This is a genomic window from Vibrio sp. L3-7 (genome assembly GCF_963898195.1).
GTDB classification, from domain to species: domain Bacteria; phylum Pseudomonadota; class Gammaproteobacteria; order Enterobacterales; family Vibrionaceae; genus Vibrio; species Vibrio echinoideorum.
On sequence record NZ_CAWQUW010000023.1, the window covers coordinates 85747 to 110617 of the forward strand.

A 24871-nucleotide genomic window follows, 5' to 3' on the forward strand; every position below is an offset into this window, starting at 1 on the left:
GTCTATATTCTACACAAGCGGTTGCTTAGATTACAGGAGCTCTACCGACTGTTGAGCAATTACGAATTCTTCGTTCGTTGGAATAACCATTGCTACTGCATCAAGCATTTCTGATTTAGCGATGATGCCTTCAGCGCCAAAGCGAGCTGCTTCGTTGCCCGCTACATCTTCAACAAAACCAAGAATCTTAAGGTTGCTTAGGATCTCACGACGAATTGGTAGAGAGTTCTCACCGATACCGCCAGTAAAGATGATGCCGTCTAGAGAGTCTAGCGTTGCTAGGTAAGAAGCAACGTATTTAGCTACTCGGTAAGTAAACACCTCAAAAGCAAGCTTAGCGCCTTCATGGCCCTCTTCCATTGCTTCTAAAATGCCACGAGCATCGCTCGTAAGACCAGACACGCCGAGGAAGCCAGACTCCTTGTTTAAAGAGTTGAATACTTGCTCTTGTGACCAACCTTTCTTAAGTAGGTACTCAATGATGCCTGGATCTAAGTCACCACAACGTGTGCCCATCATTAGGCCAGAAAGCGGTGTGAAGCCCATTGACGTATCAACACTGTTGCCATCTTTGATAGCACATACAGAAGCGCCGTTGCCTAGGTGCACAGAGATGAAGCTAGATTCTTCAACTGGCTTGTTCAGCATCTTCGCAGCTTCACGGCTAACGAAGTAGTGGCTAGTACCGTGGAAACCATAACGACGTACACCGAAGTCTGTGTATAGCTCTTTTGCGATTGCACCCGTGAATGCTCGTTGTGGCATTGTTTGGTGGAAAGCAGTATCAAACACAGCGAACTGAGGTAGAGAAGGGAAAGCTTCAATCGCAGCACGGATACCGATAGCACCAGCAGGGTTATGAAGTGGAGCTAGGTCAGATAGGCTTTCAATCTCACTCGTCACTTCTTCAGTAATACGAACGGTTTGAGTAAACTTCTCACCACCGTGAACGATACGGTGACCGATAGCCACGATATCAGCAGTGAAGCCTAAGTCTTCCATCAGGCCTACCAATTTGCCAATGGCAATTTTGTGGTGGTTACCCTCACCTTGAATAGCAATTTCTGTTTTCTGACCTTGATACTTCCAGCTCATGCGAGCATCCTCAAGACCAAAACACTCCCCTAAGCCACTTAATACTGCGTCACCAGAAACAGAATCGATGACAGCAAATTTAAGGGAAGAACTACCCGAGTTAATAACCAGAACAAACGAATTAGACATTGGATATGGATCCTGTTTCAGTACGAATTGGATGAAGTGTTTACTTCAATTTTAGTTAAGCCCATTATTCAATAATTTTTGAATCTTTCAACTTTTGTTTTGTAAAAACCACTAAATGAACACAATTAAGTTGATCTTAGTCATCTATTTATTTATTTCGAGAGCGAAATTAAAAAATAGTTGAATAATAAAGTTGATGAACTGACGAAGCAAACGACTGCTCAAATTATTTTTAGCTTGATTCAGTTAATTAGAGTGACTCAAGAAAATGCAAGAAATCAGAAGAGAAAGCGATAGCACTCTGCCCTCACCCAATAAAAAATGCCGACAATTTATTCTCCCTTTCCCAGCGTTTACATCAAAAAGGCAGAAAGTACGAAGATATTCATAAACGACGTGATAAGGCATTCGACTTAAGTGCAGATAGAACTCTTTTCTACGAATAGGCGTCCTACACTGTAGCTTAGAGGGTTTCTATTCATTGTAACCAGTCGTTGTGGCACGTTATTTCAGTATGGCCTCGTAGGCCAATACAGTTACGTTAACGGTGTATGTCTCTGCTAACGATGTATTTACTAATCTCGCCGAAAAGACCATTAGCGATACGGATTCGAATCGATCCCTTTGATACACCAATGCGGGTAAAAGTTAGCGAGCAGGCACAAAAAAGCCGAGCATTAAGCTCGGCTTTTAAATTCTGTGTCTAGATTAGAATATCTAGGCTAAAGGTTGATTAACCTTCGCTGCGTTCTGGACGACGACCACGGTTACCACCGTTGCCAGCGCCAGCGCTAGCGCCATTGCCGTTACCATGGCCACGTTCGCCACGGAAGTTACCACGGTGATCACCACCACGGTTACGGTCAAAACGACGCTCGCCATCACGACCACCAGCAGAGTTACCATCACGACCGCCAGCTGGGCTACCATCACGGTTGCCACGGTAGCCACCACGACCGCCATTGCCACCTTCACGGTTACCACCTTCGCGATTACCGCCTTCACGGTTACCACGGTAGCCGCCGCCATCACGACCGCCACGACCGCCATCACGACCGCCGCCACGGTTGCCATCACGACCGCCGCCGCCACGACGAGGCTCACGGAAGTCGTTGAAATCAACAACTACAGCGCCAGCTTCTTTTTGACGAATGCGAAGTTTGCTTAGCTTACCAGTAGTTTCAGAGTTCATTGCTTTTGGAAGCTGAACGTAAGTAGAACCTTGGTCTAGCTTGATAGCACCGATAGAACCTTTAGTTAGGCCAAGTTCGTTTGCTAGTGCGCCAACGATATCTTTAACCTGAACACCTTGCTCACGGCCAACTTGTAGTTGGTAAGTATCCCAATCTTGCGTATTGAAGTTACGACCACCACCGTCACGGCCATTGTCACGATCTTCGCGACGATCTTTACGACGGTTCTTATCGCGCTCGATAGCAGCGATCATTGGGTCTTCGCCAACGTAGAATAGTGGGCTCTTACCTTGCTGACGCTTAAGAAGCATTGCAGCTAGTGTAGCAGCGTCTACTTCTAGAGACTCTTGAAGAGTAGAGATAAGACCTGCAAAGTTTTCTAGAGCTTTGCTTTCTTTCTCTGTTTCAAGTTCAGCGCCAAGCTTAGCAACACGTGCAGCAGCAACTTCGTCACGTTGTGGAAGTTGGATTTCTTCCATTTGAGACTTAGTTACGCGCTCGATAGTGCGAAGCATGCGAATTTGATTAGTGCGAACTAGTAGGATCGCTTTACCTTTACGTCCAGCACGGCCTGTACGACCAATACGGTGGATGTAAGATTCAACATCGAATGGGATGTCGTAGTTAAATACGTGAGTGATACGTGGAACATCAAGACCACGAGCTACAACGTCAGTTGCAACTAGGATATCGATAACACCTTGTTTGATGTGATCAACAGTGCGCTCACGTAGAGACTGAGGAATATCACCGTGCAGTGCAGCAGCTTTGAAGCCACGTGCAGATAGCCAATCAGCTAGACGCTCAGTGTCTTGACGAGTACGTACGAATACGATTGACGCGTCAGTTTCTTCAGTTTCTAGAAGACGAGACATTGCTTCGTCTTTTTCTACGCCTTTAACAACCCAGTAATTCTGCGCTACTTTATCAACCGTGTGGTTAGTACCAGCAACGTCAACTCGTGCAGGGTTACGTAGGTAACGGTCAACAATAGTCTTAACCATTGGAGGCATAGTTGCAGAGAAAAGTACACGTTGTGCAGATTCTGGAGCTTGCTCAAGGATCCAAGTAACGTCATCTACGAAACCCATTTTTAGCATTTCATCTGCTTCATCAAGAACAAATGTGTGTGCTTCATCTAGGTGTAGACGGTCACGAGTTAGTAAGTCTTTAACACGACCTGGAGTACCAACAACAATGTGAGCACCGCGGCTTAGAGCACGCATTTGGTCAACAATTGAAGCACCACCGTAGATTTCAAGAACTTTAAGACCGTTGATGTCACGACCTAAGTTTTTGATTTCTGCAGCAACTTGAATCGCTAGCTCACGAGTAGGAGCCATGATGATTGCTTGTGGTTTGTGTTGGTTCAGGTTGATTTTGTTAAGTAAAGGCAGAGAGAATGCTGCTGTTTTACCAGTACCAGTCTGTGCTTTACCTAGTGCGTCACGGCCTTCAAGAAGAAGAGGAATAGCTGCTGCTTGGATTGGAGTCGGAGAAACGAAACCCATTCCATCAAGAGCTGAAAGAATGTTATCGTTAAGGGCTAATTCATTAAATTGAATTACAGATTCGGACATTGGGATCCCACTATATATAAGTAAACAAAAGGTCCCGGGAGCTCTATCAATTCCAATACTGATCCAATCAGATACTGATTCCATTCAGAGTTACGAAGCAGTAATAAAACACTTCAAGCCATTAGGGACGTCTAAGGGAGGCGGATTATTCCCTAAATGCATAAAAAAAGCCAGAAAAAATTGAAATACATCACATATTTTTCGGTTTTATATCAATACTGGTTATCATATCGTCAAAACTTGATGAATATCTCGTCACAGCTTGCCGATTCCATCAAATTGATACAGTTAAATAAGTGGGCAATTAATTTAAGCCCACTTCGGCTTTCAGTAGTAATCAGACCTCGCAATGATTATAGTATGCTCAATTGTCCTCGTTAGATAAAAGTAAGATGTTTCAAGATAATCCCCTACTCGCTCAGCTAAAGCAGCAAATCCAAGAAACCCTCCCTAAAAAGGAAGGTACGATCAAAGCCACTGAAAAAGGGTTTGGTTTTCTCGAAGTCGATAGCAAAACAAGCTTCTTCATCCCGCCTCCGTACATGAAGAAATGTGTACACGGTGACAAAGTCATTGCAATCATTCGTACAGAGAAAGAACGCGAAGTAGCCGAACCAGAGGAATTGGTTGAACAAGGTCTTACTCGCTTCATCGCACGAGTTAAGCTTTTCAAAGGTCGATTGAACGTTGTTCCAGATCACCCGCAACTGAAAAAGCTGCAACTAAAAGCAAAAGCTAAGAAAGGCTTAAACCCTGAAACGCTAAAAGAAGGCGACTGGGTTGTCGCTCATATCGTTCAGCACCCATTAAAAGGTGATAACGGTTTCTTGGCTCAAATCTCTGAAAAAATCACCGACGCTGATGACAAGATCGCACCTTGGTGGGTAACACTGGCACAAAACGACCTACCTAACAGTGAGCCTCAAGGCATCGACAACTGGCAGATCAACGACGATGCCGATCTTGAACGCGTAGATATGACGCACGTACCTTTTGTAACCATCGATGGTGAAAGCACAAAAGATATGGACGATGCGCTTTACGCGAAGAAGAAAGAGAACGGTGATTTCGAACTGACTATCGCTATTGCGGATCCTACGGCTTACATCTCTCCAGATGACTCTATGGATAAAGTAGCTCGCGAACGTGGTTTCACTATTTACCTTCCTGGCCGTAACATTCCTATGTTACCTCGCGATCTTGCCGACAACTTATGTTCACTAATTGAGAACGAAGTTCGCCCTGCACTTTGCTGTACAGTGACGGTATCTAAAGAAGGTGTTATCGGTGATGACATTAACTTCTTTGCTGCGAACATCAAATCTCACGCTCGTCTTGCTTACGACAACGTATCAGACTGGCTAGAAACAGGGACGTCAGAGAAGTGGCAGCCATCAGAAGAAATCGCTGCTATTGTTTCTGATTTGCACCAATTTGCACAAGCACGTTCAGCATGGCGCTCTGCAAACGCAGTTGTGTTCCCAGATCGCCCTGACTACCGCTTTGAACTAAGCGAAGACAACGACGTTGTCGCTATCCACGCAGATACTCGTCGCAGCGCGAACAAGTTAGTTGAAGAATCAATGATCAGCGCGAACATCTGTGCTGGTCGTGTATTGAAAGAAAATTTCAATCAAGGTGTGTTTAACTGCCACTCTGGATTCAAAGCTGAAAAACTATCAGACGTTCTAGAACTGGTTAATCCAGAAGCAGAAACACCGTTTACAGAAGAGCAGATCGTATCTCTAGAGGGTTTTGCTACTCTGCGCCGTTGGTTGGGCTCTTTAGACAACAGCTACTACGACAACCGCATTCGTAAATTTCAAGCGTACAGCGAGATCAGCAATGAGCCTGCACCACACTACGCTATGGGTTTAGACATTTACGCAACTTGGACTTCTCCAATTCGTAAATACGGCGATATGATTAACCACCGTATGCTTAAAGCGCACATCTTAGGTAAAGCGCCAATTCAAACGCCAGATGAAACGATTGGTGATGAACTTGCTCTGCACCGCCGTCATCACGGTATGGCTGAGCGTAATGTTGGCGATTGGTTATATGCCCGCACGCTAGCGAACGCTCCGGCAGACGAAACTCGCTTCCAAGCAGAGATCTTCGACATTAACCGTGCAGGCATGCGTGTTCGCCTACTGGATAATGGTGCAGCTGCATTTATCCCTGGCTCTCTCATTATTAATAATAAGGAGAGAATAGAGTGCAACAGTGATATGGGTACTGTATCTATCGATAAAGAAATGGTATACAAACTGGGAGACGTTTTAGAAGTAGTTCTCTCAGAAGTTAATCAGGAAAACCGTAACTTAGTAGCCAAACCTACTCAAGTTTTTGCGGACTTGCCTAGCGAGCCTGAAACGACAAATGAAACCGAAGCTTAAGAACTTTAAAGGTTAGGCTTGCAAGGTTAGATCTTTCAAGGTTAAAAGCTTCAAAGGTTCACTTCTAAAGGCGCTAATTATTAGCGCCTTTTTTGTAAATGTCTCATGCTTAAACAATACTTAAAAAAACATTCAATAAGCAATCAATTTACAACGTCAAAGAAGCGCACTATGTCATCGATTACAGTTACTCAATTCAGAAATTTTATTCCTAGGAAACGAGAACGTTACCCCGCCTCGAAAAACGGTATCTTCATCGTATCTAAAGGCAGTATTTCTTTCACGTTACCCAATGGCACTGAAGCCTCATTACAAGCGGGAGATTTCACGCTTTACAATTCAGGGCAGATTAAAGATGTCACTGTTAATACTGAAAATGGCGAATTTAGCTCAACGTGTTTAGATTTTGATTTGGCTATTTTTCAGAAATTCATCAATCAATTTGGTGATTTAGAGCCTACTCGAATTCCAAATAAATACATCAAGTTCGACAAAACCGACACTGAGATACATCAGATGAAGGAGCTCATCCTAACACTGGCTAATTCACAAACTCAGAATGACTACGCACTCACCCAGTTAGGCTTAGCTTTGTTGTCGTTGATGGTAGAGCAATACCCGGCTTTGCTGACGATTATTGTCCGTGCTTCAAGTTTAAATGTGACACAGAAGGTCATACATTACATTGAGCAGAACATTGAAAATAATATTTCATTAGATACGCTAGCCAGTTATATGGGGATGTCTCCTGCTACGCTTAAACGTCGCTTGTCGGCTGAAGACCTGTCATTTTCAAATCTATTAAAGATAAAGCGCATTGCCCATGCTGCTACTCAGCTCAGAACATCGAACAAATCGATTACTCAGATCGCTTACGAATCCGGTTTTAAAAGTGCTGCCCACTTCAGTACTGCCTTTAAAACCTATCATGGCAAGACACCCAAAGACTTCCGCTCTTTAGTTGCACAGTCTTTGTAAGTGCAGGTTCAGGTAAAAATAAAAGTAAAAATCTGAAATGTGTTGATTGGAATTTACGAAGGTCGTTCATTTTTGGTATCAAACCACCAGTGAACGCCTAAGTAAAATGGTCACGACCAGAAATACGATTTAGGATCTTTTTCTATTTCAGAAAGAATGGCATCAAGATCCTTCGATTTAGCGAGGTAAGGATAAGGTCCCCAATTCACTGAGTCACTTTCCGAATCACCTTCAAGCGGCACCATAACCGACCAACAAGATAGCAACTCATCAAAGATCACGCAGGCTATATCGTTTGTATAATCACTGTGAGATGAGTCGAGCAGATAATGTGCCTGAGAAAACACCACACCACCCTCACACGCTTCATAGAGGGATTTACCTAACTCTACCGGTAAACTGCGATTGCGAGAAGTACAGAGCCTTTCAGCCCCAATTAAAAGACGGTTCAGTTCTATATGAATGACGGACATAACACCCCTTGCGACTTCATAGAAACTTTCTAAGTAGTGAGTTTCTCTACTTAGCTTAGGACTCAACAAACATTTTAGCGAACAAGCGCGAACAAAATACCCACCCTGCTCTCATAAACGAACCTTCTCTTGATCCCGTCCATTAGTTCAGACTGCGACAACTCATTTGAGCCAAACTAAGCTATGCCGAACTCACTTTTATAAGCCAACCTAGCTGGCATCTTGCACACGAATGGAATTTCACAAAAGTGTCATATAAGCGACCTATGATATGCGACAAATGTTATTAACTAGGAGTTGTTTATGTTACGAGTCGCGCTTGCCTCTCTTTTATCCTTAGCCCTGTCTTCTCAAGCTGCTTTTGCTCAAGAAACCAATATTTCGGGCTCCACTTCTGTATCGCGAGTTATGGATGTATTAGCAGAGGAGTACAACAAGACTCACCCTGATAACTATATTGCTGTTCAGGGTATTGGCTCTACGGCCGGTATTACTATGGTTAATAAAGGTGTATCTGATATCGGTATGAGCTCACGCTACTTAACAAATCGTGAGCAAAACGAAGAATTGAAGGTATTTCCAATTGCCTTTGACGGCCTAGCCGTTGTAACAAACCGTTCAAACGGTGTTACTAACGTAACCCGCGAACAACTGTTCGATATCTACAAAGGTAAGATCACGAACTGGAAAGAAGTGGGTGGTGCAGATCAACCTATCGCAGTGGTAACTCGTGAAGCTTCTTCAGGTTCACGCTACAGCTTCGAAAGCTTACTTGGTTTAACTCAAATCATTAACGACCGTCTGGTGTCTGATATCAATCCAAATAACTTGGTTGTAAACAGCAACAGCATGGTAAAAACGATTGTTAACCATAACCCACACGCCATTGGGTTTATTTCAGTTGGTTCGATCGACCGTTCAATTAAGGCAATCACCTTTGAAGGCGTAGAACCAACATCAAAGAACATTGCTAACCACAGCTATGAATTGGCTCGCCCATTCTTATTGCTACACAAAACAGACTCTGTTTCTGACGAGAGCAAAGATTTCATTAAGTTCGTAAAGTCAAAGCAAGGGCAAGATCTTATCGAAGAGTACGGTTATACACGTATTAAGTAACGGCTCTTAGATAGAGTAAATGCGAGATATCGCACAAACAAAAAGAGAGAGCACTAAGCTCTCTCTTTTTTTTGGAATCTATAATCTTCGTTTAAGAGTCATTTCACTTACAACAAAGGATTAGAAATGCAGTTGGATTACCGAAACAATCACAGCACCAGGGCGACGAACCCCTTCGATTTCTACGCGGATTTCGCGTTCAATCTCTAAACCTTTTTTAATTGGCGTTACTTTTGTCAACGTGCTCTTAGCGCGGACGTTACTGCCCGACTTTACAGGGTATGGAAAACGAACTTGGTTAAGACCAATGTTTACAACCATCTTAGCTGTTGGGAATTGAGATTTATCAGGATCAACACTGTCAGTCAGTCGTGGAAGCAAAGACAAAGTTAAAAAACCATGTGCGATGGTTGTTTTGAACGGAGAGTCTGTTTCTGCCTTAGAAGGCTCAGTATGAATCCACTGCATATCTTCAGTAACAAGGCCGAACTGATTAATACGTTCTTGACTTACATTGATCCAGTCACCAGTATGAATAACCTCACCGATCTGCTGATTGAGCTCATCAAACACAAGTTGAGCTTCTTGCTTTAACACGGTCGGCTGCTCTATTGGCATTTCAGGTGCATCTTCATTTACCGCTGGTTTGTGGTGATCACGAACCCATGCGAAAAAATGGCTATTTTGCGTACGATCAAGAAAGTCGCCCCAGTAATCTCTAAGAGCTGGAGACATCCATTGCATAAACTCTGAGTGTTGCGAAGACACGCTATCGCCTCGGTGTTTAAATAAATCAATGACTTTCATAAGAACCTCAATGCACATAAAATTTCAATATAACTTCGTAATTTTGAAACACTTCACACTATTGTGCAAATGTTTTCGAGCATACACTCGTTCGCTGAACCATGATATTTCATTAATAAACAGTAGCTTAATAATAAAACATCATTTTATTACAAAACCCAAATTAGAGTGTTAGCTCCATCACATAATAAAGATCTGAGTATATAAAAAGCGTTTTTATTCCACTTGTGAATAAAAAAAGGCTTAGCACAATGCTAAGCCTTCGTTTTTATGAGGGGCTAGTTTACGAAAAATAAGTTTACAGGGAATTAAATTCTCTATTCATCATCAAGCGGAACTAACTTGGTATTACCACCGTGTGCCTTCTCTCGCTTACGTTGTATGAATGCATAGAAGCCTGGAATTAGGAACGTACCAGCCAATAACACACATAACAGACCGCCGATTAGGGAAATACCCAACGAGTTCTGACTCACGTGACCTGCACCCGCAGCGAAGATTAGCGGGAAGATACCGAGTATGAATGACCAAGACGTCATGTTCACAGCACGGAAACGCAACGTACCTCCCTTCACAGCTGCATCTTCGATTGATGTATTTTTCTCTTCACGCTCAACTTTCGCGAACTCCACAATCAAAATTGCGTTCTTCGCGGCCAAGGCTATCAAGAGCACCAAACCAATTTGTGCATAAAGGTTCAGCGGTGTACCAGTTAAGTTCAGAGCTAAGAAGGAACCTAAGGTTGCGACCGGTACTACTAAGATAATTGCTATAGGTATTGTCCAACTCTCGTACTGAGCCACCATAAACAAGTAGATGAAGATCAGTGCCAGTGCGAACGCAAAGATAGCTTGGTTGCCTGCCAGTACTTCTTGGTAAGCCATGCCTGTCCATTCGTACTGATAACCCTGAGGTAAGACGTCAGCGGCTACACGCTCCATTGCTGCAATCGCATCACCACTTGAATAGCCCGGTGCAGGTTGCCCTTGAATCACCGCACTGCGGTACATGTTGTAACGCCATGCTACATCAGGTTCAAAGATTTGATCGTAAGTCACCAAAGTACTTAGCGGAATCATTTCACCGTTAGAAGAGCGTACGTGGAATCGTTGTAAGTCATCCATGCTGCTACGGTGTTCACTATCAGCTTGCATAGTTACACGGAAGTTCTTACCAAACATGGTGAAATCGTTCACGTAAAGCGAACCCAGATTACCTTGTAAAGTCTGGAAGATTTCCGATAGTGGGATACCTAATTGTTGCGCCTTCTCACGGTCAATATCGACATAGTAGTGAGGCACGTTCGCACGGAATGTACTGAATGTATGTGAAATCTCAGGCTGTTTAGTCGCCTCAGCAATCACATCATTCATTACGATTGCAAGATCAGTACGGCTACGACCTAGCGTATCTTCTAGAACAAATTCAAAGCCTGATGCTGCACCCATGCCAGGTACTGCAGGTGGGCCCATCGCAAACACAATCGCTTGAGGCAGTTCAGTTGCCGCTCGGCCATTGATACGACGAGAAATCGCAGAGGCAGAATGTTCACCATCTAACGCGTTACGCATATCCCAATCGTGGAGCTTGATAAATAGCGACGCACCATTTGACGCGGAAGCGCCAGTCATGAACGCGTAGCCATTAACCAATGTCACTCCATCAACACCCGGCTCCTGCTCTACCATCTCTAACAGTTGCCCTGTCACGTCTTCTGTACGAGATAGCGATGCCGCATCCGGTAGTTGTACGTTGACCAGCAAAATACCTTTATCTTCTTGAGGTACGAACGCTGTAGACGTCGTCTTCGCAAAGTAAGTAACGGCAGCCAGTGCTACTACAAAGAAGGTAAATAGCAAAACGCCTTTCTTCACAAGGAAGCCAGCGATTTGACCATATTTGTTAGTAACTTTTTCTAGACCGCGGTTAAACGCTTGATACCAACGCGACGTATTACCACCGCCCTGTTTAAGAACCAATGAACACAACGCAGGAGAAAGCGTTAATGCGTTAATCGAAGAGATAACAACCGCAATACAGATGGTCAGAGCGAACTGACGGTACATGATGCCGGTAATACCGGGTAACATGGCTACAGGTATGAAAACGGCTAACAGAACTAAAGTTGAAGTAACGATCGGGCCAGTTACTTCTTTCATTGCGATTAATGTTGCTTTACGTGGGGAGATCGTTGGATCTTTGGCCATGGTGGTATCAACGTTCTCGATAACCAAGATCGCATCATCTACTACGATACCAATCGCCAATATCAAACCAAACAGCGTCACCGTGTTGATGGTGAAACCCGTCATCTGCATGATCGCAAAGGTACCAATCAAAGATACCGGAATCGCAACCACAGGAATCAAGGTTGCACGCGCACTGCCCAAGAACAAGTACGTAACCGCGATAACCAGCAAGATAGCTTCGATGAGTGTTTTGACTACGCCTTTAATCGATTCAGCAACGAATACCGTGGTGTCATAACTCGCCTCGTAAGCCACACCTTCAGGGAAGTTAGTGCTTAGATTGTCGAGCATAGCCATGACCGCTTTACCACTTTCCAACGCGTTTGCGTCTGACTGAAGTGACAGCGTTACGATTGAAGCGTCTTGTCCTCGGTATTTACCATTGCCATCGTAGAACTTTTTACCCAGTTCAACACGTGCAATATCTTTTAGATAAACCGTTGAACCGTCTTGATTTGCTCGAAGTACAACATTTTCAAACTCATCAGCCGTTTCTAGTCGGCCTTTTGTTACCAAGTTGAACTGTACTTCTTGCGGGTTACTGTAAGGTGCAGCACCAATACGACCAGCAGCCACTTGAACGTTCTGTTCAGCCAATGCGCCATACACATCTGATGTCGTTAAGTTCAGGTTAGCCATTTTTTCAGGATCTAACCAAACACGCATCGAGTACTCGCCGCCGCCTAAAACGTTAACTTCACTAATGCCTGACACACGTGCCAATTGGTCTTTAATGTTTAAGTTTACGTAGTTGATCAAGAACTGGTCATCATACTCACCGTTTGGCGAGTAGAAGTTCAATACCATCAAAAGGTCAGGCGAGCGTTTCTTCACCGTCACACCCACCATTCTTACTTCTTGTGGTAGCTTCGATTCGATTTGAGCAACTCGGTTCTGAACGTTGACTTGAGCCATATCAGCATCAGTACCAACGTCAAAAGTTACGTTAAGATTGTATGAACCATCGTTAGCACTTTTAGAAGACATGTAGATCATATCTTCTACACCGTTAACCGATGTCTCTATGGGGTCAGCTATCGCTTGTTCTACAACTTCAGCACTTGCACCTGTGTAGTATGCCGACACGCTAACAGAAGGAGGGCTAATTTTTGGATATTCAGCCACTGGTAAGATAGCGAGAGAGATCGCACCTGCCAGCGTTAATATTATGGATATTACAAGGGCAAACTTAGGCCTTTGAATAAAGAAACGACTTAACATAATTACGCCCCTTACTCGGCTTGTTCAGCAGCAGAAGGTTGAATGCGAACAGACATACCATTACGTACACGCTGTAAGCCTTGAGTGATGACCGCGTCGCCCTTCGCTAATCCAGAGTGAACGATCACGCCGCCTTCAACCTGTCGACCCATCTCGATATTTCTGCGCTCAGCTATTGGTGTTGCATCGCCTTCTACTAGCACCATAACAAAGTCACCCTCTAAATCGGTTTGAACCGCACGACGGGGAATCGTCACGACATCAATAGATTGTTTATCTCGAAGATCGATACGAACATGTTGGCCTGGTAACAATTGTTGCATTGGGTTATCAGCAATGGCGCGCATCGCGATCGTGCCAGTATTTAAGTTAATGCGGTTGCCTAAAAAGTCGAGTTGGCCTAGGTGTTCGAATGCTTCACCATTTTCCAACACGATCTCTACTTCAACACGAGCAGAATCACTGCTGCCATCACCTTCAATACGGTCCATACCTAACTCAATGCGTTCGCGCTCACTAATACTGAACGAGGCATGGATTGGGTCTAAGCTAACCAATGTAGTCAGTACACCTGAAGACGGTGAAACTAGATCACCTTTACTTACTTTAGTGTCACTGATTCTTCCAGAGAAAGGCGCAACGATTTTAGTATGAGAAAGCTGAACATTCGCGGCGTTTAACTGAGCATGGCTTGCTTCAAGTTGTGCTTGAGAACCGAGTAATGAAGCTGTCAATGCGTCAAATTCCGATTGAGAAATACTGCCTTTTGGAAGTAGGTTCTTACCACGGTTGAAATCAAGCTCGGCTTTTTTAAGATTGGCATTCGCTTGAGCAACAGATGCTTTCGCACTCGCAACTTCAGCTTCAAATGAGGATGGCTCAATTGAGTAAAGCAATTGACCCTTTTCGACCATTTGACCTTCTTTGAAATGACGGCTTTGTAAATAACCTGAAACCTGCGCAGTGATCGCAGTGTCTTCAACGGCTTCAATACGACCGATGTATGACTTACTTTGCTGGTGAGAAATAACACTAACATCCTGTACAGCTACGAGAGGTAAAGGCGCTTGTTTGGCATTTTGGGCATCTTGCCCGCATCCAGCAAGAAAAAGAGAGCTTGCAAGAGCCGTAAGGATTAACTTTTTACGCATGGTTATACCGTCACTTATGAGAAATTGAACAGCATAAAAGTTACGTAACACATCCGTCACCATTGTCCGAGGAATATCAATTATAACTAGCCAAAGTGTATCAATATGTTAATTGAAACTAAGTGCTTATAAAGTGATTACAAACGCGTTACAATTCCTAGGTAAATCAACCCCTCAGCTTTTGTTCTCTATGGATATTGTCTAACATCATGTATTGTCGGACAGATAAGCATTCACATTTAATTGTTAAGGAATTCTCATGATTTCAAAATGGGCTAAACGTTTCTATCAAATGGCGGAATTGGTCGGTTCTTGGAGTAAAGATCCTTCAACTCAAGTCGGCGCCGTAATCACTAAGCACAACCGAATCGTATCAGTAGGTTTTAATGGCTACCCTCATGGTGTATCTGATAGCGCTGATACTGATGATCGTGAAATGAAATACCTCAAAACACTGCATGCTGAAGAGAACGCAATTCTATTCGCCAAGCGTGATTTAGATGGCTGTGAAGTTTGGGTAACTCACTTCCCTTGTCCAAATTGCGCAGCAAAGATCATTCAAACTGGTATCTCCGCTGTACACTGCCCAGAGCAAAGTGAAGACTTCCTTTCTCGTTGGGGAGATAAGATCAAGATAAGCCAAGATATGTTTGAACAGGCTGGAGTAACCGTTGATTGGCTACCACTCGCCGATCTAGACTAATTTCAGTAGGTTAACCTAAGAAAATGAACTTCTAGGATATAGCTCGATTTCAAATACAAAAAAGCCGAGAGTGATATTATCGCTCTCGGCTTTCTTTTTATTCTCTATATCTAGTATCTAGTATCTAGTATCTAGTAAGCAAAACACGCATAACGCCTAAAGGTATTAAGCGTTGGTCGGGAATTCTATGGCGTAGGCTTCCATAAAATCCTTACGAATGTCTTGTTCCAAGTGAATCGCTTTTTCTGTTGGGCAGAAAATCATAAAATGTACTTCTTGCTCACCCGTTGAACTGCTTGTGATATGGATGTGAGGCTCAGAACCTGGAAGGTCAACACCAGCGTGCTTTTCAATCACCCCATTATAACGGCGCGCAACATCAATAAATTCTTCACAATGCTCTTCAATTTTTTCGATAAGACCCGGCACCATTGGATATAGGTTGACGAAATCTTTTACCGTCACAAAGAAGTTGTGATAAACATAGCGCTTCATGAAGTTAAGATTTTTCACTGGATAAGTGAAGAACATACTGTTTGGTAATGTCGCAGTCTTACCAGTAAAGTGATATTGCCCGTGATAGAGATCGATTTCCTGAATCACAGTCGCCATCAAGTTGTGCTCAATCACCTCACCACTAATTTTACCCACTTCAATCCAGTCGCCAATTCTAAATGAACGTGAACTCGCACGTTGAATAGAACCGGTAAAACACAAAATGATCTCTTTCGATGCAACGACTATAGCAACTGCAATTGCCGTCACAGACAGTGCAAACTCGCTGATTTCAGATTTCCACAGCACAAATAAAGTGACCATAATAATGGCAAAAGTACCGTTCTTGGTGCGTGACATCCAGTTACGTTGATCTTCACTGAGAAAAGCGACATCACCACGGATTCGAGACAAAGTGATTCGTCGGATTATTAATATAATGCAGATGATCAGCACACTAAAAATAAACTTATTAGCGAGTAAGAAATCGATCACTTGCCACAACTTTTCCATTACGTATTCCTTTGTATTACAACAATTAATCTTTATAACGACGAACTTTACAGCAACGAGCTTTACAACAATTAGCATTTGAAGAACTGGCTGAGAAAGCATTATAAAAAAGCGCTCAAAAATAGAGCGCTTTTTTGCGTGCCTAAATCAGCTTAGCTAAGGCTATCATTTTATTTTGGCAGAAGTAATAAATTGGCCAAAAGTTTCACACCAAATCACAACCGTATTAAATCGATTAAGATCAGTACCTTCAGGCAGCTCAACCATAAATCGGTCGAATGTTTTTACATCTCCGACTCTCAGTAAATCGCTTTTACTATCATTGAAGGCCTGTTCGGTTTCAATGAACTTAGGTGATAGGTAAACTTTATAATCCGGTCCCGGTGCCAGTTCACCTTCAAAAGCGATCGTACTTTCAGTGACTGATACTTTCCCTTCTCCCCAATGCAAAAAGTCACTGTCTTGTCGGTCTTTGCTAAACTCACCGGTATAAATCGCCTGCTGGCTGATCACTTCAACAGAATTTATTGAAGGTGAATCTGGCTCTATCAAGATAGGCAGAGCATAAACACCAAGCCCAAAACCAAAAGCACCCACGGCTAAGTGGGTGCAAAGTAAAACTAACTTTTTCATCGCGTACTCCCTTATGCTTAAGGAGAGTATTATTGAATACTCTCAAAAATACAAAGAGATATCGCGTTTTAAAATGGCTATTCTTGGTAGTGCGTTGCCGTACGTTGGGAAAGCGCAACAATCACTTTTACTGCTTGTTCCATCCCTTGAATCGTAATGAACTCATGAATACCGTGGAAGTTATAGCCACCAGTGAAGATATTCGGACATGGCAGTCCCATGAATGACAAACGCGCTCCATCAGTACCACCACGGATAGGCTTGATCATTGGCTCAACATCGCATTCAATCATTGCTTGCTTCGCTAGTTCAATAATATGTTGATGTGGTTCCACCATCTCTTTCATATTGAAATAGCTGTCTGTTAGCACCAATTCAACACGTCCTTTTTCTAGACGTTCGTTCAACTCATCCACTTTTTGCTGCATGAAAGTCTTGCGTGCTTCTACGCCCTCACGCTCAAAATCACGGATGATGTAACCCAGTTCAGAGCGAGCTACACCCATTTCTGCTGATTTCAAATGATAGAAACCTTCATAACCTTCGGTACATTCTGGTGTTTCTTGTGCTGGCATCATCAATTGGAATTGCGCAGCGATGTTCATCGAGTTGACCATTTTACCTTTTGCGGTACCCGGATGAACGTTCACGCCATGACAGATAACATCGGCGCTCGTGGCATTAAAGTTCTCAAATTCCAACTCCCCTACTGGGCCACCGTCAATGGTATACGCCCATTCGGCACCAAACATCTCAACATCAAACAGATTCGCACCACGGCCGATCTCTTCGTCTGGCGTGAAGCCAATACAAATATCGCCGTGTTTGATGTCTGGATTCGCTTTAAGGTAAGCAATCGCACTGATGATTTCAGCGATACCCGCCTTATTATCTGCCCCAAGAAGAGTCGTGCCATCGGTAGTGATGATGTCATGACCATTCAGGCTATCAAGATCTGGGTATTGGCTTGGATTTAAGCATTCGCCGCTTGCGCCTAATTCAATAGTGCCACCTTGGTAATCTTTAATCACTTGAGGTTTCACGTTCGCGCCTGATGCGTCAGGAGCGGTATCCATATGTGCGACAAAGCCAATCGCTGGCACATCGTAATCGACATTCGACGGCAGTTTCGCCATCAAATAGCCATTTTCGTCTAAAGAGACATCAGTTAACTCTAATGCGATCAATTCTGATTTTAAGGCTTCAGCAAATGTTATTTGACCCGGTGAACTTGGGCACTGCTGATTAGAAGGATCGGATTTAGTATCAAAAGTAACGTAATTCAGGAAGCGTTCTACAAGCTTTTCCATAATTCATCTCACCATGGATTAAGTAATTGATTTACTGACCTAATTATTATGTCGATAAGCGATGCATCGTTAAACAAATACGAACACAGAGTCAGTAACGAGGTTTTTCATCTTACGCCCCTGACCATCTATGTAATTGCTCTACATCATTATTGTGCGAAATTAGACGAGCTTCCTATACTTGAAATCAGAGGGTTTCGTCAGTTCAATATTGCATACGGATGATAAACGATGACTTTGTACACATTCTACGCCCTTCGCTCTCAGCCTAAAAAAAGTACAAAGTGGATGATGATCACTATTTATCCTTGATGCAGAATCTGTCATACGTTACACGGAGACACAGTTATGACGATTAATAAATATTTCATTTTATCTCCTCAAGCCTTTGAGGAAACGCTTCAACCAGTATTGACTGAGAAAGAAGTTCAAAGGCAGGAAGCTCTAAAACAGGCGCAATCTCAAGGTGGGTTTGACACCAACGCGACCTCGTAACTTAATCAATACTCAGACAGTATTTATAGAACCCCTAATAAAAGAGCTCTACTTCTCGTTGATGTAGAGCTCTTTTGTCTTTGACTCTTTATTCTCTATTTTTATAACGCCCTATTCAGGCGTCGAACCCATTCACGTATTGTAACTCCGCCGCTTTATATCTATAGCTCCACGACTATGCAGCTAACTCACTCTCTGCGCTGAGAAATGACTCATTAAACTTCCCCCAGCCATACCTTGTCGTGCCATTTTGTGCTAATAATTCATATTCGTTTTCATTCCTCACTCGCCCCTTTTCAAAAACTATAATGCGAGTACCAGAGAACTCAACCACAGGAATCCCGAATTCAATGGAATATTCAAAACTAGGAAGTAGTCAAATTCCCGTTTCCCGAATCTGTCTTGGTAGCATGACTTGGGGGCTGCAAAATACTCAACAACAAGCCGACCAACAAATCGAATACGCCCTGAGCCAAGGTATTAATTTTGTTGATACCGCAGAGATGTATGCTGTGCCACCTTCTCCTGATACCTACGGCAAAACAGAAGCAATTATCGGCAACTGGTTATCACGCAACCCTCAACGCCGCCAAGAATTAATCATCGCAAGTAAAATTGCAGGCCCGGGGCTACCTTGGGTTCGAGATGGTGGCTCTATAACCGGTGAAGCAGTGATAGCAGCTGTTGATGCATCACTAAAACGTCTACAGACTGACTATATTGATCTTTACCAGCTTCATTGGCCAAATCGTACAACACCTCACTTTGGTAAACATTTCCCCAATCATATTCGATTCAGTGACATTGACCGAAAGCAGCATGAAGCGGAAATGTTGGAGATCCTCCAAGCACTTGCGAGCTGTATTAAAGCGGGTAAGATTCGCCATGTAGGACTATCAGATGACACAACATGGGGCATTAACACTTACCTTAAGCTAAGCGAGAAGCACGATTTACCACGAATGGTCTCTATCCAGAATGAATTCAGCCTACTGCACACAAAAGATTGGCCGTATTTGATTGAGAACTGCGTGCATGAAGATGTTGCTTACCTACCATGGTCGCCTTTGGCTGCTGGTATGTTAAGTGGCAAATACATTGATGGTGCAAGACCAGAAGGCAGCCGTTGGACTTACATGCAACGTAAAGGTATTTTCCGCGACACAGAATCTGCCAATGAAGCCGTAAAAGGATATGTTGAAGTAGCGAATGCTCACGGATTTACTCCGAGCCAATTGGCTTTGGCATGGTGTAATCAAGTCGATGGCGTGACTTCTACAATTATTGGAGCGACGACCATGGAACAACTGAAAGAGAACGTGGTCGCTTTCAGTAAGCCGCTATCACAAGAGATTCTCACCGATATCAACACCGTCTTTAAGCGCTACCCTGCTCCGTATTAAATAATAGGGCTAGCCTAGTCTTAGGCAGTAATTCACGCAAGAGCGCACTATTTAGTGCGCTTTTCTTTGTTAAGTGGGTCGCTTTTGCTTTTTATGTGGATCGCATTGAGCTCTCACGCTTTTGGTTCTCCAACCTTTGCTCTATAATGCGCGGGCTTATATCTAGGATAAAAACATGATTTCAAAAAACCAATTAAAACTCCTTCGTGCTTTGGGCCAAAAGAAACAACGTAAAGCCCACGGCTTGTTTCTAGTTCAAGGTGAAAAGAACGTTCTTGAGCTGTTCAATAGTGACTTAGTCGTGAAGAACGTCTTTGCTACCGCTGATTTCTTATCTGAAAATCACGCTTCACTGTTTGAGTTTGATTGTGTTGAAGCCTCGCTGGATGACCTAACCAAAGCGAGTACTTTGGTGAGTAACAATGCGGCGATTGCTGTCGTTGAGATCCCAACATTTGAACTGCCAGAAGCAACTGGGCTGATGATTGCACTAGATGGCGTTTCAGACCCGGGCAACCTAGGTACGATTATTCGTGTAGCAGACTGGTATGGCATTAAGCATATCGTTGCGAGCAGCGATTGTGCAGACCCATACAACCCTAAAACGATCAGTGCAACCATGGGTAGCTTTGGCCGAGTACACGTAAGCCAAACAGACTTACCTGAATACTTAGAGCAAGCTAACCTGCCTGTTTACGGCGCGTTTTTAGAAGGTGAAAGCGTTCATAAGACGGAGTTTACTGCCAACGGTATTTTATTGATGGGCAGTGAGTCTCACGGCATTCGTGAACATGCGGCTAAATACGTAACTGATAAGATTACGATTCCAGCATTCGGTGGCGCAGAGTCTTTGAACGTGGCAATGGCGACAGGCATCATTCTCGACAACATGCGTCGTCAGCATAGCTAGATTTCATAAGCTAACGAGCCAGTCGACAGTGTTCAGACAAATAAAAAGGCGTATTGATTAAATCAATACGCCTTTTTATTTGAGTTCGTTTTAATCGTTACTTTTCTAGCATTGCCAACTTATCAGACACACCATTCCACTTTTCAGCGTCATCCATTGGTGCTTTTACTTCTGTTTGTACCGGCCAGATTTCTGCAAGCTCGGCATTCACTGCAATAAAAATCTTTTGGTCTTCTGGAAGATCATCTTCTTGGAAGATCGCTTGAGCGTCACATTCAGGTACACACAACCCACAATCAATGCATTCGATTGGGTTGATTACCATGAAATTCGGGCCTTCATGGAACGCATCTGCGGGGCATACCGCCACACAGTCTGTGTATTTACATTGGATACAATTATCGCCTACGACAAATGCCATGATGCTCTGCTCTATAAGTTAGTCAAAATTGAAGAATGGGGGATAATACTCATCCCAAAGCAAAATTCAACATCATAAGGCTCTAATATCGAGTCTATTTGCTCCATGTTTCCAAATTAGTATGACAGATAAATCAATTTCTCGTAAAATGCGCGCCATTGTGAGCTTATCGCTTCTTTCAACATCAGCGTTTTCATCAAACTCTGTATTAAGAATACGATCGAGCTAAGACACCTATAAAAACGAGACATCAAAATGATACGTTTAACCGAAATTAAACTCCCACTAGACCATGAAGAGTCAGCCATTCAAGACGCTATTGAAGCAAAGCTTGGCATTAACGCTGATCAGGTACTTTCTTTTAATATCTTTAAACGTGGCTACGATGCTCGTAAGAAATCAAAAATCTTACTTATCTACACGCTTGACGTTCTCGTTGAAAACGAAGCTGAGCTGCTAGAGCAATTCATCAGCGACCCACACGTAAAAGTGACTCCTGACATGGAGTACAAATTTGTGGCGAAAGCGGTTGAGAACCAAACTGAGCGCCCTGTCGTTATCGGCTTTGGCCCTTGTGGCTTGTTCGCTGGCCTAGTGCTTGCTCAAATGGGCTTCAACCCGATCATCGTTGAGCGCGGTAAAGAAGTTCGTGAGCGTACTAAAGATACCTTCGGTTTCTGGCGTAAGCGTACACTGAACACTGAATCAAACGTACAGTTTGGTGAAGGCGGCGCTGGTACCTTCTCTGACGGTAAGCTTTACAGCCAAGTAAAGGATCCAAAGCACTACGGCCGTAAAGTAATCGAAGAATTCGTTGCAGCTGGCGCACCAGAAGAGATTCTATACGTAAGTAAGCCGCACATCGGTACCTTTAAACTGGTTACTATGATCGAAAAGATGCGTGCTTCTATCATTGAACTAGGCGGCGAAATTCGTTTCAGTACGCGCGTAGACGACGTTCATATGGAAGATGGTCAAATCACTGGCTTGACGCTTTCTAACGGTGAAGAGATTAAAACTCGTCACGTAGTACTGGCTGTTGGCCACAGTGCTCGTGATACGTTTGAAATGCTGCACGAACGTGGCGTTTACATGGAAGCGAAGCCTTTCTCTGTTGGTTTCCGTATTGAACACAAACAAGCAATGATTGACGAAGCTCGCTTCGGCAAGAATGCGGGTAACCCTATCTTAGGTGCTGCGGACTACAAATTGGTTCACCATTGCAAGAATGGCCGAACTGTATACAGCTTCTGTATGTGTCCGGGTGGCACTGTAGTTGCTGCAACGTCTGAAGAAGGTCACGTGGTAACGAATGGCATGAGCCAATACTCTCGAGCTGAGCGTAACGCAAACAGCGCCATCGTGGTGGGTATCGACCCTGAACGTGATTACCCAGGTGATGCATTGGCTGGTATCCGTTTACAACGTGAGCTAGAAAAAGGGGCTTATGTACTTGGTGGTGAAAACTACGACGCCCCAGCACAGAAAATCGGTGACTTCCTAAAAGGCCGTGATCCAAGCGAAATCGGTGAAGTAAAACCATCATTCACACCAGGTATCCACCTAACGGATATTTCAAAAACGCTACCTGATTTTGCTATCGAAGCGATTCGCGAAGCAATCCCTGCGTTCGAGAAGAAGATCAAAGGCTTCTCTACACCAGACGGCCTACTAACCGGTGTTGAGACTCGTACGTCGTCTCCTGTCTGCATCAAGCGTGGCAAAGACTACCAAAGCATCAACTTAAAGGGCTTCTTCCCTGCAGGTGAAGGTGCAGGCTACGCTGGTGGTATCCTGTCTGCTGGTATCGATGGTATTAAGGCTGCAGAAGCACTAGCGATATCAATGGCAGAACAGAACCAAGCTGAGAAAATTGAGATCGCTTAAGCGCTTTTGATAAAGTAAAACTAAATAGCGGTCAGCCAAAACTAAAAATCCAGTGCCTTGTAGACACTGGATTTTTTATTGCGTACGGATTATCTAGATTTAATCGGTATCGACTCTGGCTTTACTTACAAGTGTCTTTTGACCAAGTCACACCATCATCTGAACACTCAAATCGACTTGTTCCATTCTGGTAATAATAACCTTTAGTCCAGTTACCTTGAGAATATTTAGACGTTATCGTCTGAGTGTAATCAAACGGCGTATTTTCAATGTACGCATACTTATGTCTGTTCCAGTTATCAGCGCCATATGAACTGTTGTCATCAAAATCTACCGATAGGTAATTGAGCGCATCAAAGTCACTGCGCGACACATTATCCAATGTATCGCCTAGATCAACCCACTCCGGGTGTGGCGCGTTATTCTCAAAATTAAATTTCGCTTGTACCTGAGTAGACTGATCTTTGTAATCACCGACAATATCTGCCGTCAAGGTTTGCATAAAGCCCGCCCCAACGTCTTGACCAGAGCAACTTTCCCAATCAGGTTGTTTAGACCAGCCACGGTTCATCACGCCAAAGGTAGTCAATGAGTTAGGCAGAACTTGCTGCTTGATGGTCTCTTGCACCGAACATGAATATTCCGTTCCATCGCTACTCAATGAGAACCAAGCTTCCTTGTCATACTCTAAGCCAATTTTCTTCTGGCCATTGCGCTCAATATGTTTATTTAAAACCAGTTCTGTCTGCAGATCAGCTGACACTTCATGTTCAATAACAATCAGCTTGTCAGCGGTCATCACTGTTTTAACTTTATACCACTTATTTATTTCGTTCTTCTTAGCGTAATCCCAATGCTCCCAGTAATAATCAACATAAGCTTGTTGGGCTTTTGGATTCTCTTTTTGAATCTCTTTTGTCTCTTGATACGACTTTTTGATAGCCGGCATCATTTTTTGCGCTAAGTCATAGAGCTCAGTATTTTGGTCTTTAACGAAATCACCGTACAAGTCCTCAACTGCGATGTTGTATCGATTGGCAATTCGGAAATCATGCTCTTTCACATTTTGGATAATGCTATTTTGGGTGTTTACGGCTTGCTTCAAAGCTGAACAACTGTTTAAGCCACCTTTGTGCAAATCAGCTTGAATTTCGTTCCATAACACTGTGGTTAATGGTGTCGTTGACTTGATTTCTAAATCAGAACTCACCGTCATGACTGGCGGAAATACTAACTGATAAGGTTCAGTAATCGGCGAGTTTGGGCTATCCGCATCAATTGCGCCGACCGGTACGTTCACTACGATTGGAGCGTAGTCCATGCAGTCAGAATTAGAACCCGTTAAAGATAACTGATAGCTGCCTTCATCGTCTGTGATGCTGCTTGGCTCACCTTCATCTAACACACCGTTATAATTGATATCCAAAAACGCGGTCGCCCCTGAAATATAACCATCGATAGCCACACCTTGTAAGGTTTTTGTTTGAGGAGCGGGAGCACTGGTACTGCTACCACCGCCTCCTCCGCCACAAGCCGTAAGGCCACCAGCGATAAGTGCGATAGAAATAAGCTTAAGTTTCATTCGATGAGATCCTAATGAAATTGATTAATGTGTAGAACTGTCATTGGGGGGATGACCGAGAATGACTTTTATAGTCATGGTGAGTCATGGTGAGTCATGGTAACGATTAGTATTCAAAAGAAACA

The 24871-nt window shown here is 43.6% G+C and carries 19 protein-coding genes; 8 read left to right on the forward strand and 11 right to left on the reverse strand.

The features are described from left to right. Positions 1-30: 30 nt before the first annotated feature. Positions 31-1224 carry an acetate/propionate family kinase gene (locus tag AACW75_RS15450; RefSeq protein WP_017074843.1) on the reverse strand — a complete coding sequence of 398 codons (1194 nt, stop codon included), beginning with the start codon at positions 1222-1224 and terminating at the stop codon, positions 31-33. A gap of 733 nt (positions 1225-1957) precedes the next feature. Then, positions 1958-4081 carry a DEAD/DEAH box helicase gene (locus AACW75_RS15455; protein WP_145569092.1) on the reverse strand — a complete coding sequence of 708 codons (2124 nt, stop codon included), beginning with the start codon at positions 4079-4081 and terminating at the stop codon, positions 1958-1960. 308 nt (positions 4082-4389) lie between these two features. Here AACW75_RS15455 and rnb point away from each other — a divergent pair, with 308 nt between their 5' ends. Next, positions 4390-6396, forward strand: coding sequence for an exoribonuclease II (gene rnb, locus AACW75_RS15460; protein ID WP_135457317.1), 2007 nt, complete (start codon positions 4390-4392; stop codon positions 6394-6396). 171 nt (positions 6397-6567) lie between these two features. Then, entirely contained in the window at positions 6568-7374 is an 807-nt protein-coding gene (locus AACW75_RS15465) for an AraC family transcriptional regulator (protein WP_135457319.1), read from the forward strand. Between the two features lie 110 nt (positions 7375-7484). Here the strand turns inward: AACW75_RS15465 and AACW75_RS15470 are convergent, their stop codons facing one another. After that, positions 7485-7847: a DUF3024 domain-containing protein gene (locus AACW75_RS15470; RefSeq protein ID WP_145562154.1), complete on the reverse strand. Its 363-nt coding sequence runs from the start codon at positions 7845-7847 to the stop codon at positions 7485-7487. Positions 7848-8150: 303 nt separating this feature from the next. Here AACW75_RS15470 and AACW75_RS15475 point away from each other — a divergent pair, with 303 nt between their 5' ends. Next, on the forward strand, positions 8151-8966 hold the full coding sequence (locus AACW75_RS15475) for a phosphate ABC transporter substrate-binding protein (protein ID WP_017074838.1): 816 nt from the start codon (positions 8151-8153) through the stop codon (positions 8964-8966). 120 nt (positions 8967-9086) lie between these two features. Here the strand turns inward: AACW75_RS15475 and AACW75_RS15480 are convergent, their stop codons facing one another. The 3 genes from AACW75_RS15480 to AACW75_RS15490 form a co-directional block, all read right to left on the reverse strand. Further along, a complete protein-coding gene (locus AACW75_RS15480) occupies positions 9087-9773 on the reverse strand; it encodes a MaoC family dehydratase (RefSeq protein WP_135457323.1) in 687 nt (228 codons plus the stop codon). A gap of 317 nt (positions 9774-10090) precedes the next feature. After that, positions 10091-13243, reverse strand: coding sequence for an efflux RND transporter permease subunit (locus AACW75_RS15485; RefSeq protein ID WP_145569090.1), 3153 nt, complete (start codon positions 13241-13243; stop codon positions 10091-10093). 11 nt (positions 13244-13254) lie between these two features. Continuing rightward, the gene (locus tag AACW75_RS15490) at positions 13255-14394 is read right to left on the reverse strand and encodes an efflux RND transporter periplasmic adaptor subunit (RefSeq protein WP_145569088.1); all 1140 of its coding nucleotides are present in this window, start codon (positions 14392-14394) and stop codon (positions 13255-13257) included. A gap of 259 nt (positions 14395-14653) precedes the next feature. Between AACW75_RS15490 and AACW75_RS15495 the strand changes: the two genes are divergently transcribed. Next, positions 14654-15097, forward strand: coding sequence for a dCMP deaminase family protein (locus tag AACW75_RS15495; RefSeq protein WP_017074834.1), 444 nt, complete (start codon positions 14654-14656; stop codon positions 15095-15097). 165 nt (positions 15098-15262) lie between these two features. Here AACW75_RS15495 and AACW75_RS15500 read toward each other — a convergent pair whose 3' ends face one another. The 3 genes from AACW75_RS15500 to pepT all read right to left on the reverse strand — a co-directional run bounded on the left by AACW75_RS15500 (position 15263) and on the right by pepT (position 18048). Continuing rightward, the gene (locus tag AACW75_RS15500; RefSeq protein ID WP_017074833.1) at positions 15263-16105 is read right to left on the reverse strand and encodes a mechanosensitive ion channel family protein; all 843 of its coding nucleotides are present in this window, start codon (positions 16103-16105) and stop codon (positions 15263-15265) included. A 165-nt stretch (positions 16106-16270) separates the two neighbouring features. Next, positions 16271-16738 carry a DM13 domain-containing protein gene (locus tag AACW75_RS15505; RefSeq protein WP_135457329.1) on the reverse strand — a complete coding sequence of 156 codons (468 nt, stop codon included), beginning with the start codon at positions 16736-16738 and terminating at the stop codon, positions 16271-16273. Positions 16739-16815: 77 nt separating this feature from the next. Continuing rightward, the gene (gene pepT / locus AACW75_RS15510; protein ID WP_145569086.1) at positions 16816-18048 is read right to left on the reverse strand and encodes a peptidase T; all 1233 of its coding nucleotides are present in this window, start codon (positions 18046-18048) and stop codon (positions 16816-16818) included. A gap of 348 nt (positions 18049-18396) precedes the next feature. Between pepT and AACW75_RS15515 the strand changes: the two genes are divergently transcribed. The 3 genes from AACW75_RS15515 (at position 18397) to AACW75_RS15525 (ending at position 20856) form a co-directional block, all read left to right on the forward strand. Continuing rightward, positions 18397-18543, forward strand: a complete 147-nt coding sequence (locus AACW75_RS15515; RefSeq protein WP_017074830.1) for a hypothetical protein — start codon at positions 18397-18399, stop codon at positions 18541-18543. Positions 18544-18893: 350 nt separating this feature from the next. Then, entirely contained in the window at positions 18894-19946 is a 1053-nt protein-coding gene (locus tag AACW75_RS15520) for an aldo/keto reductase (RefSeq protein ID WP_145569084.1), read from the forward strand. Between the two features lie 175 nt (positions 19947-20121). Continuing rightward, the gene (locus AACW75_RS15525) at positions 20122-20856 is read left to right on the forward strand and encodes an RNA methyltransferase (protein WP_102312690.1); all 735 of its coding nucleotides are present in this window, start codon (positions 20122-20124) and stop codon (positions 20854-20856) included. A gap of 97 nt (positions 20857-20953) precedes the next feature. Here the strand turns inward: AACW75_RS15525 and fdxA are convergent, their stop codons facing one another. Further along, a complete protein-coding gene (fdxA, locus tag AACW75_RS15530; protein WP_145569083.1) occupies positions 20954-21277 on the reverse strand; it encodes a ferredoxin FdxA in 324 nt (107 codons plus the stop codon). Between the two features lie 255 nt (positions 21278-21532). Between fdxA and AACW75_RS15535 the strand changes: the two genes are divergently transcribed. Continuing rightward, a complete protein-coding gene (locus AACW75_RS15535) occupies positions 21533-23164 on the forward strand; it encodes an NAD(P)/FAD-dependent oxidoreductase (RefSeq protein WP_237297460.1) in 1632 nt (543 codons plus the stop codon). Positions 23165-23285: 121 nt separating this feature from the next. Here AACW75_RS15535 and AACW75_RS15540 read toward each other — a convergent pair whose 3' ends face one another. Then, positions 23286-24746 (reverse strand): hypothetical protein, encoded by a 1461-nt coding sequence (locus tag AACW75_RS15540; RefSeq protein WP_237297461.1) that lies wholly within the window; start codon positions 24744-24746, stop codon positions 23286-23288. Positions 24747-24871 lie beyond the last annotated feature (125 nt).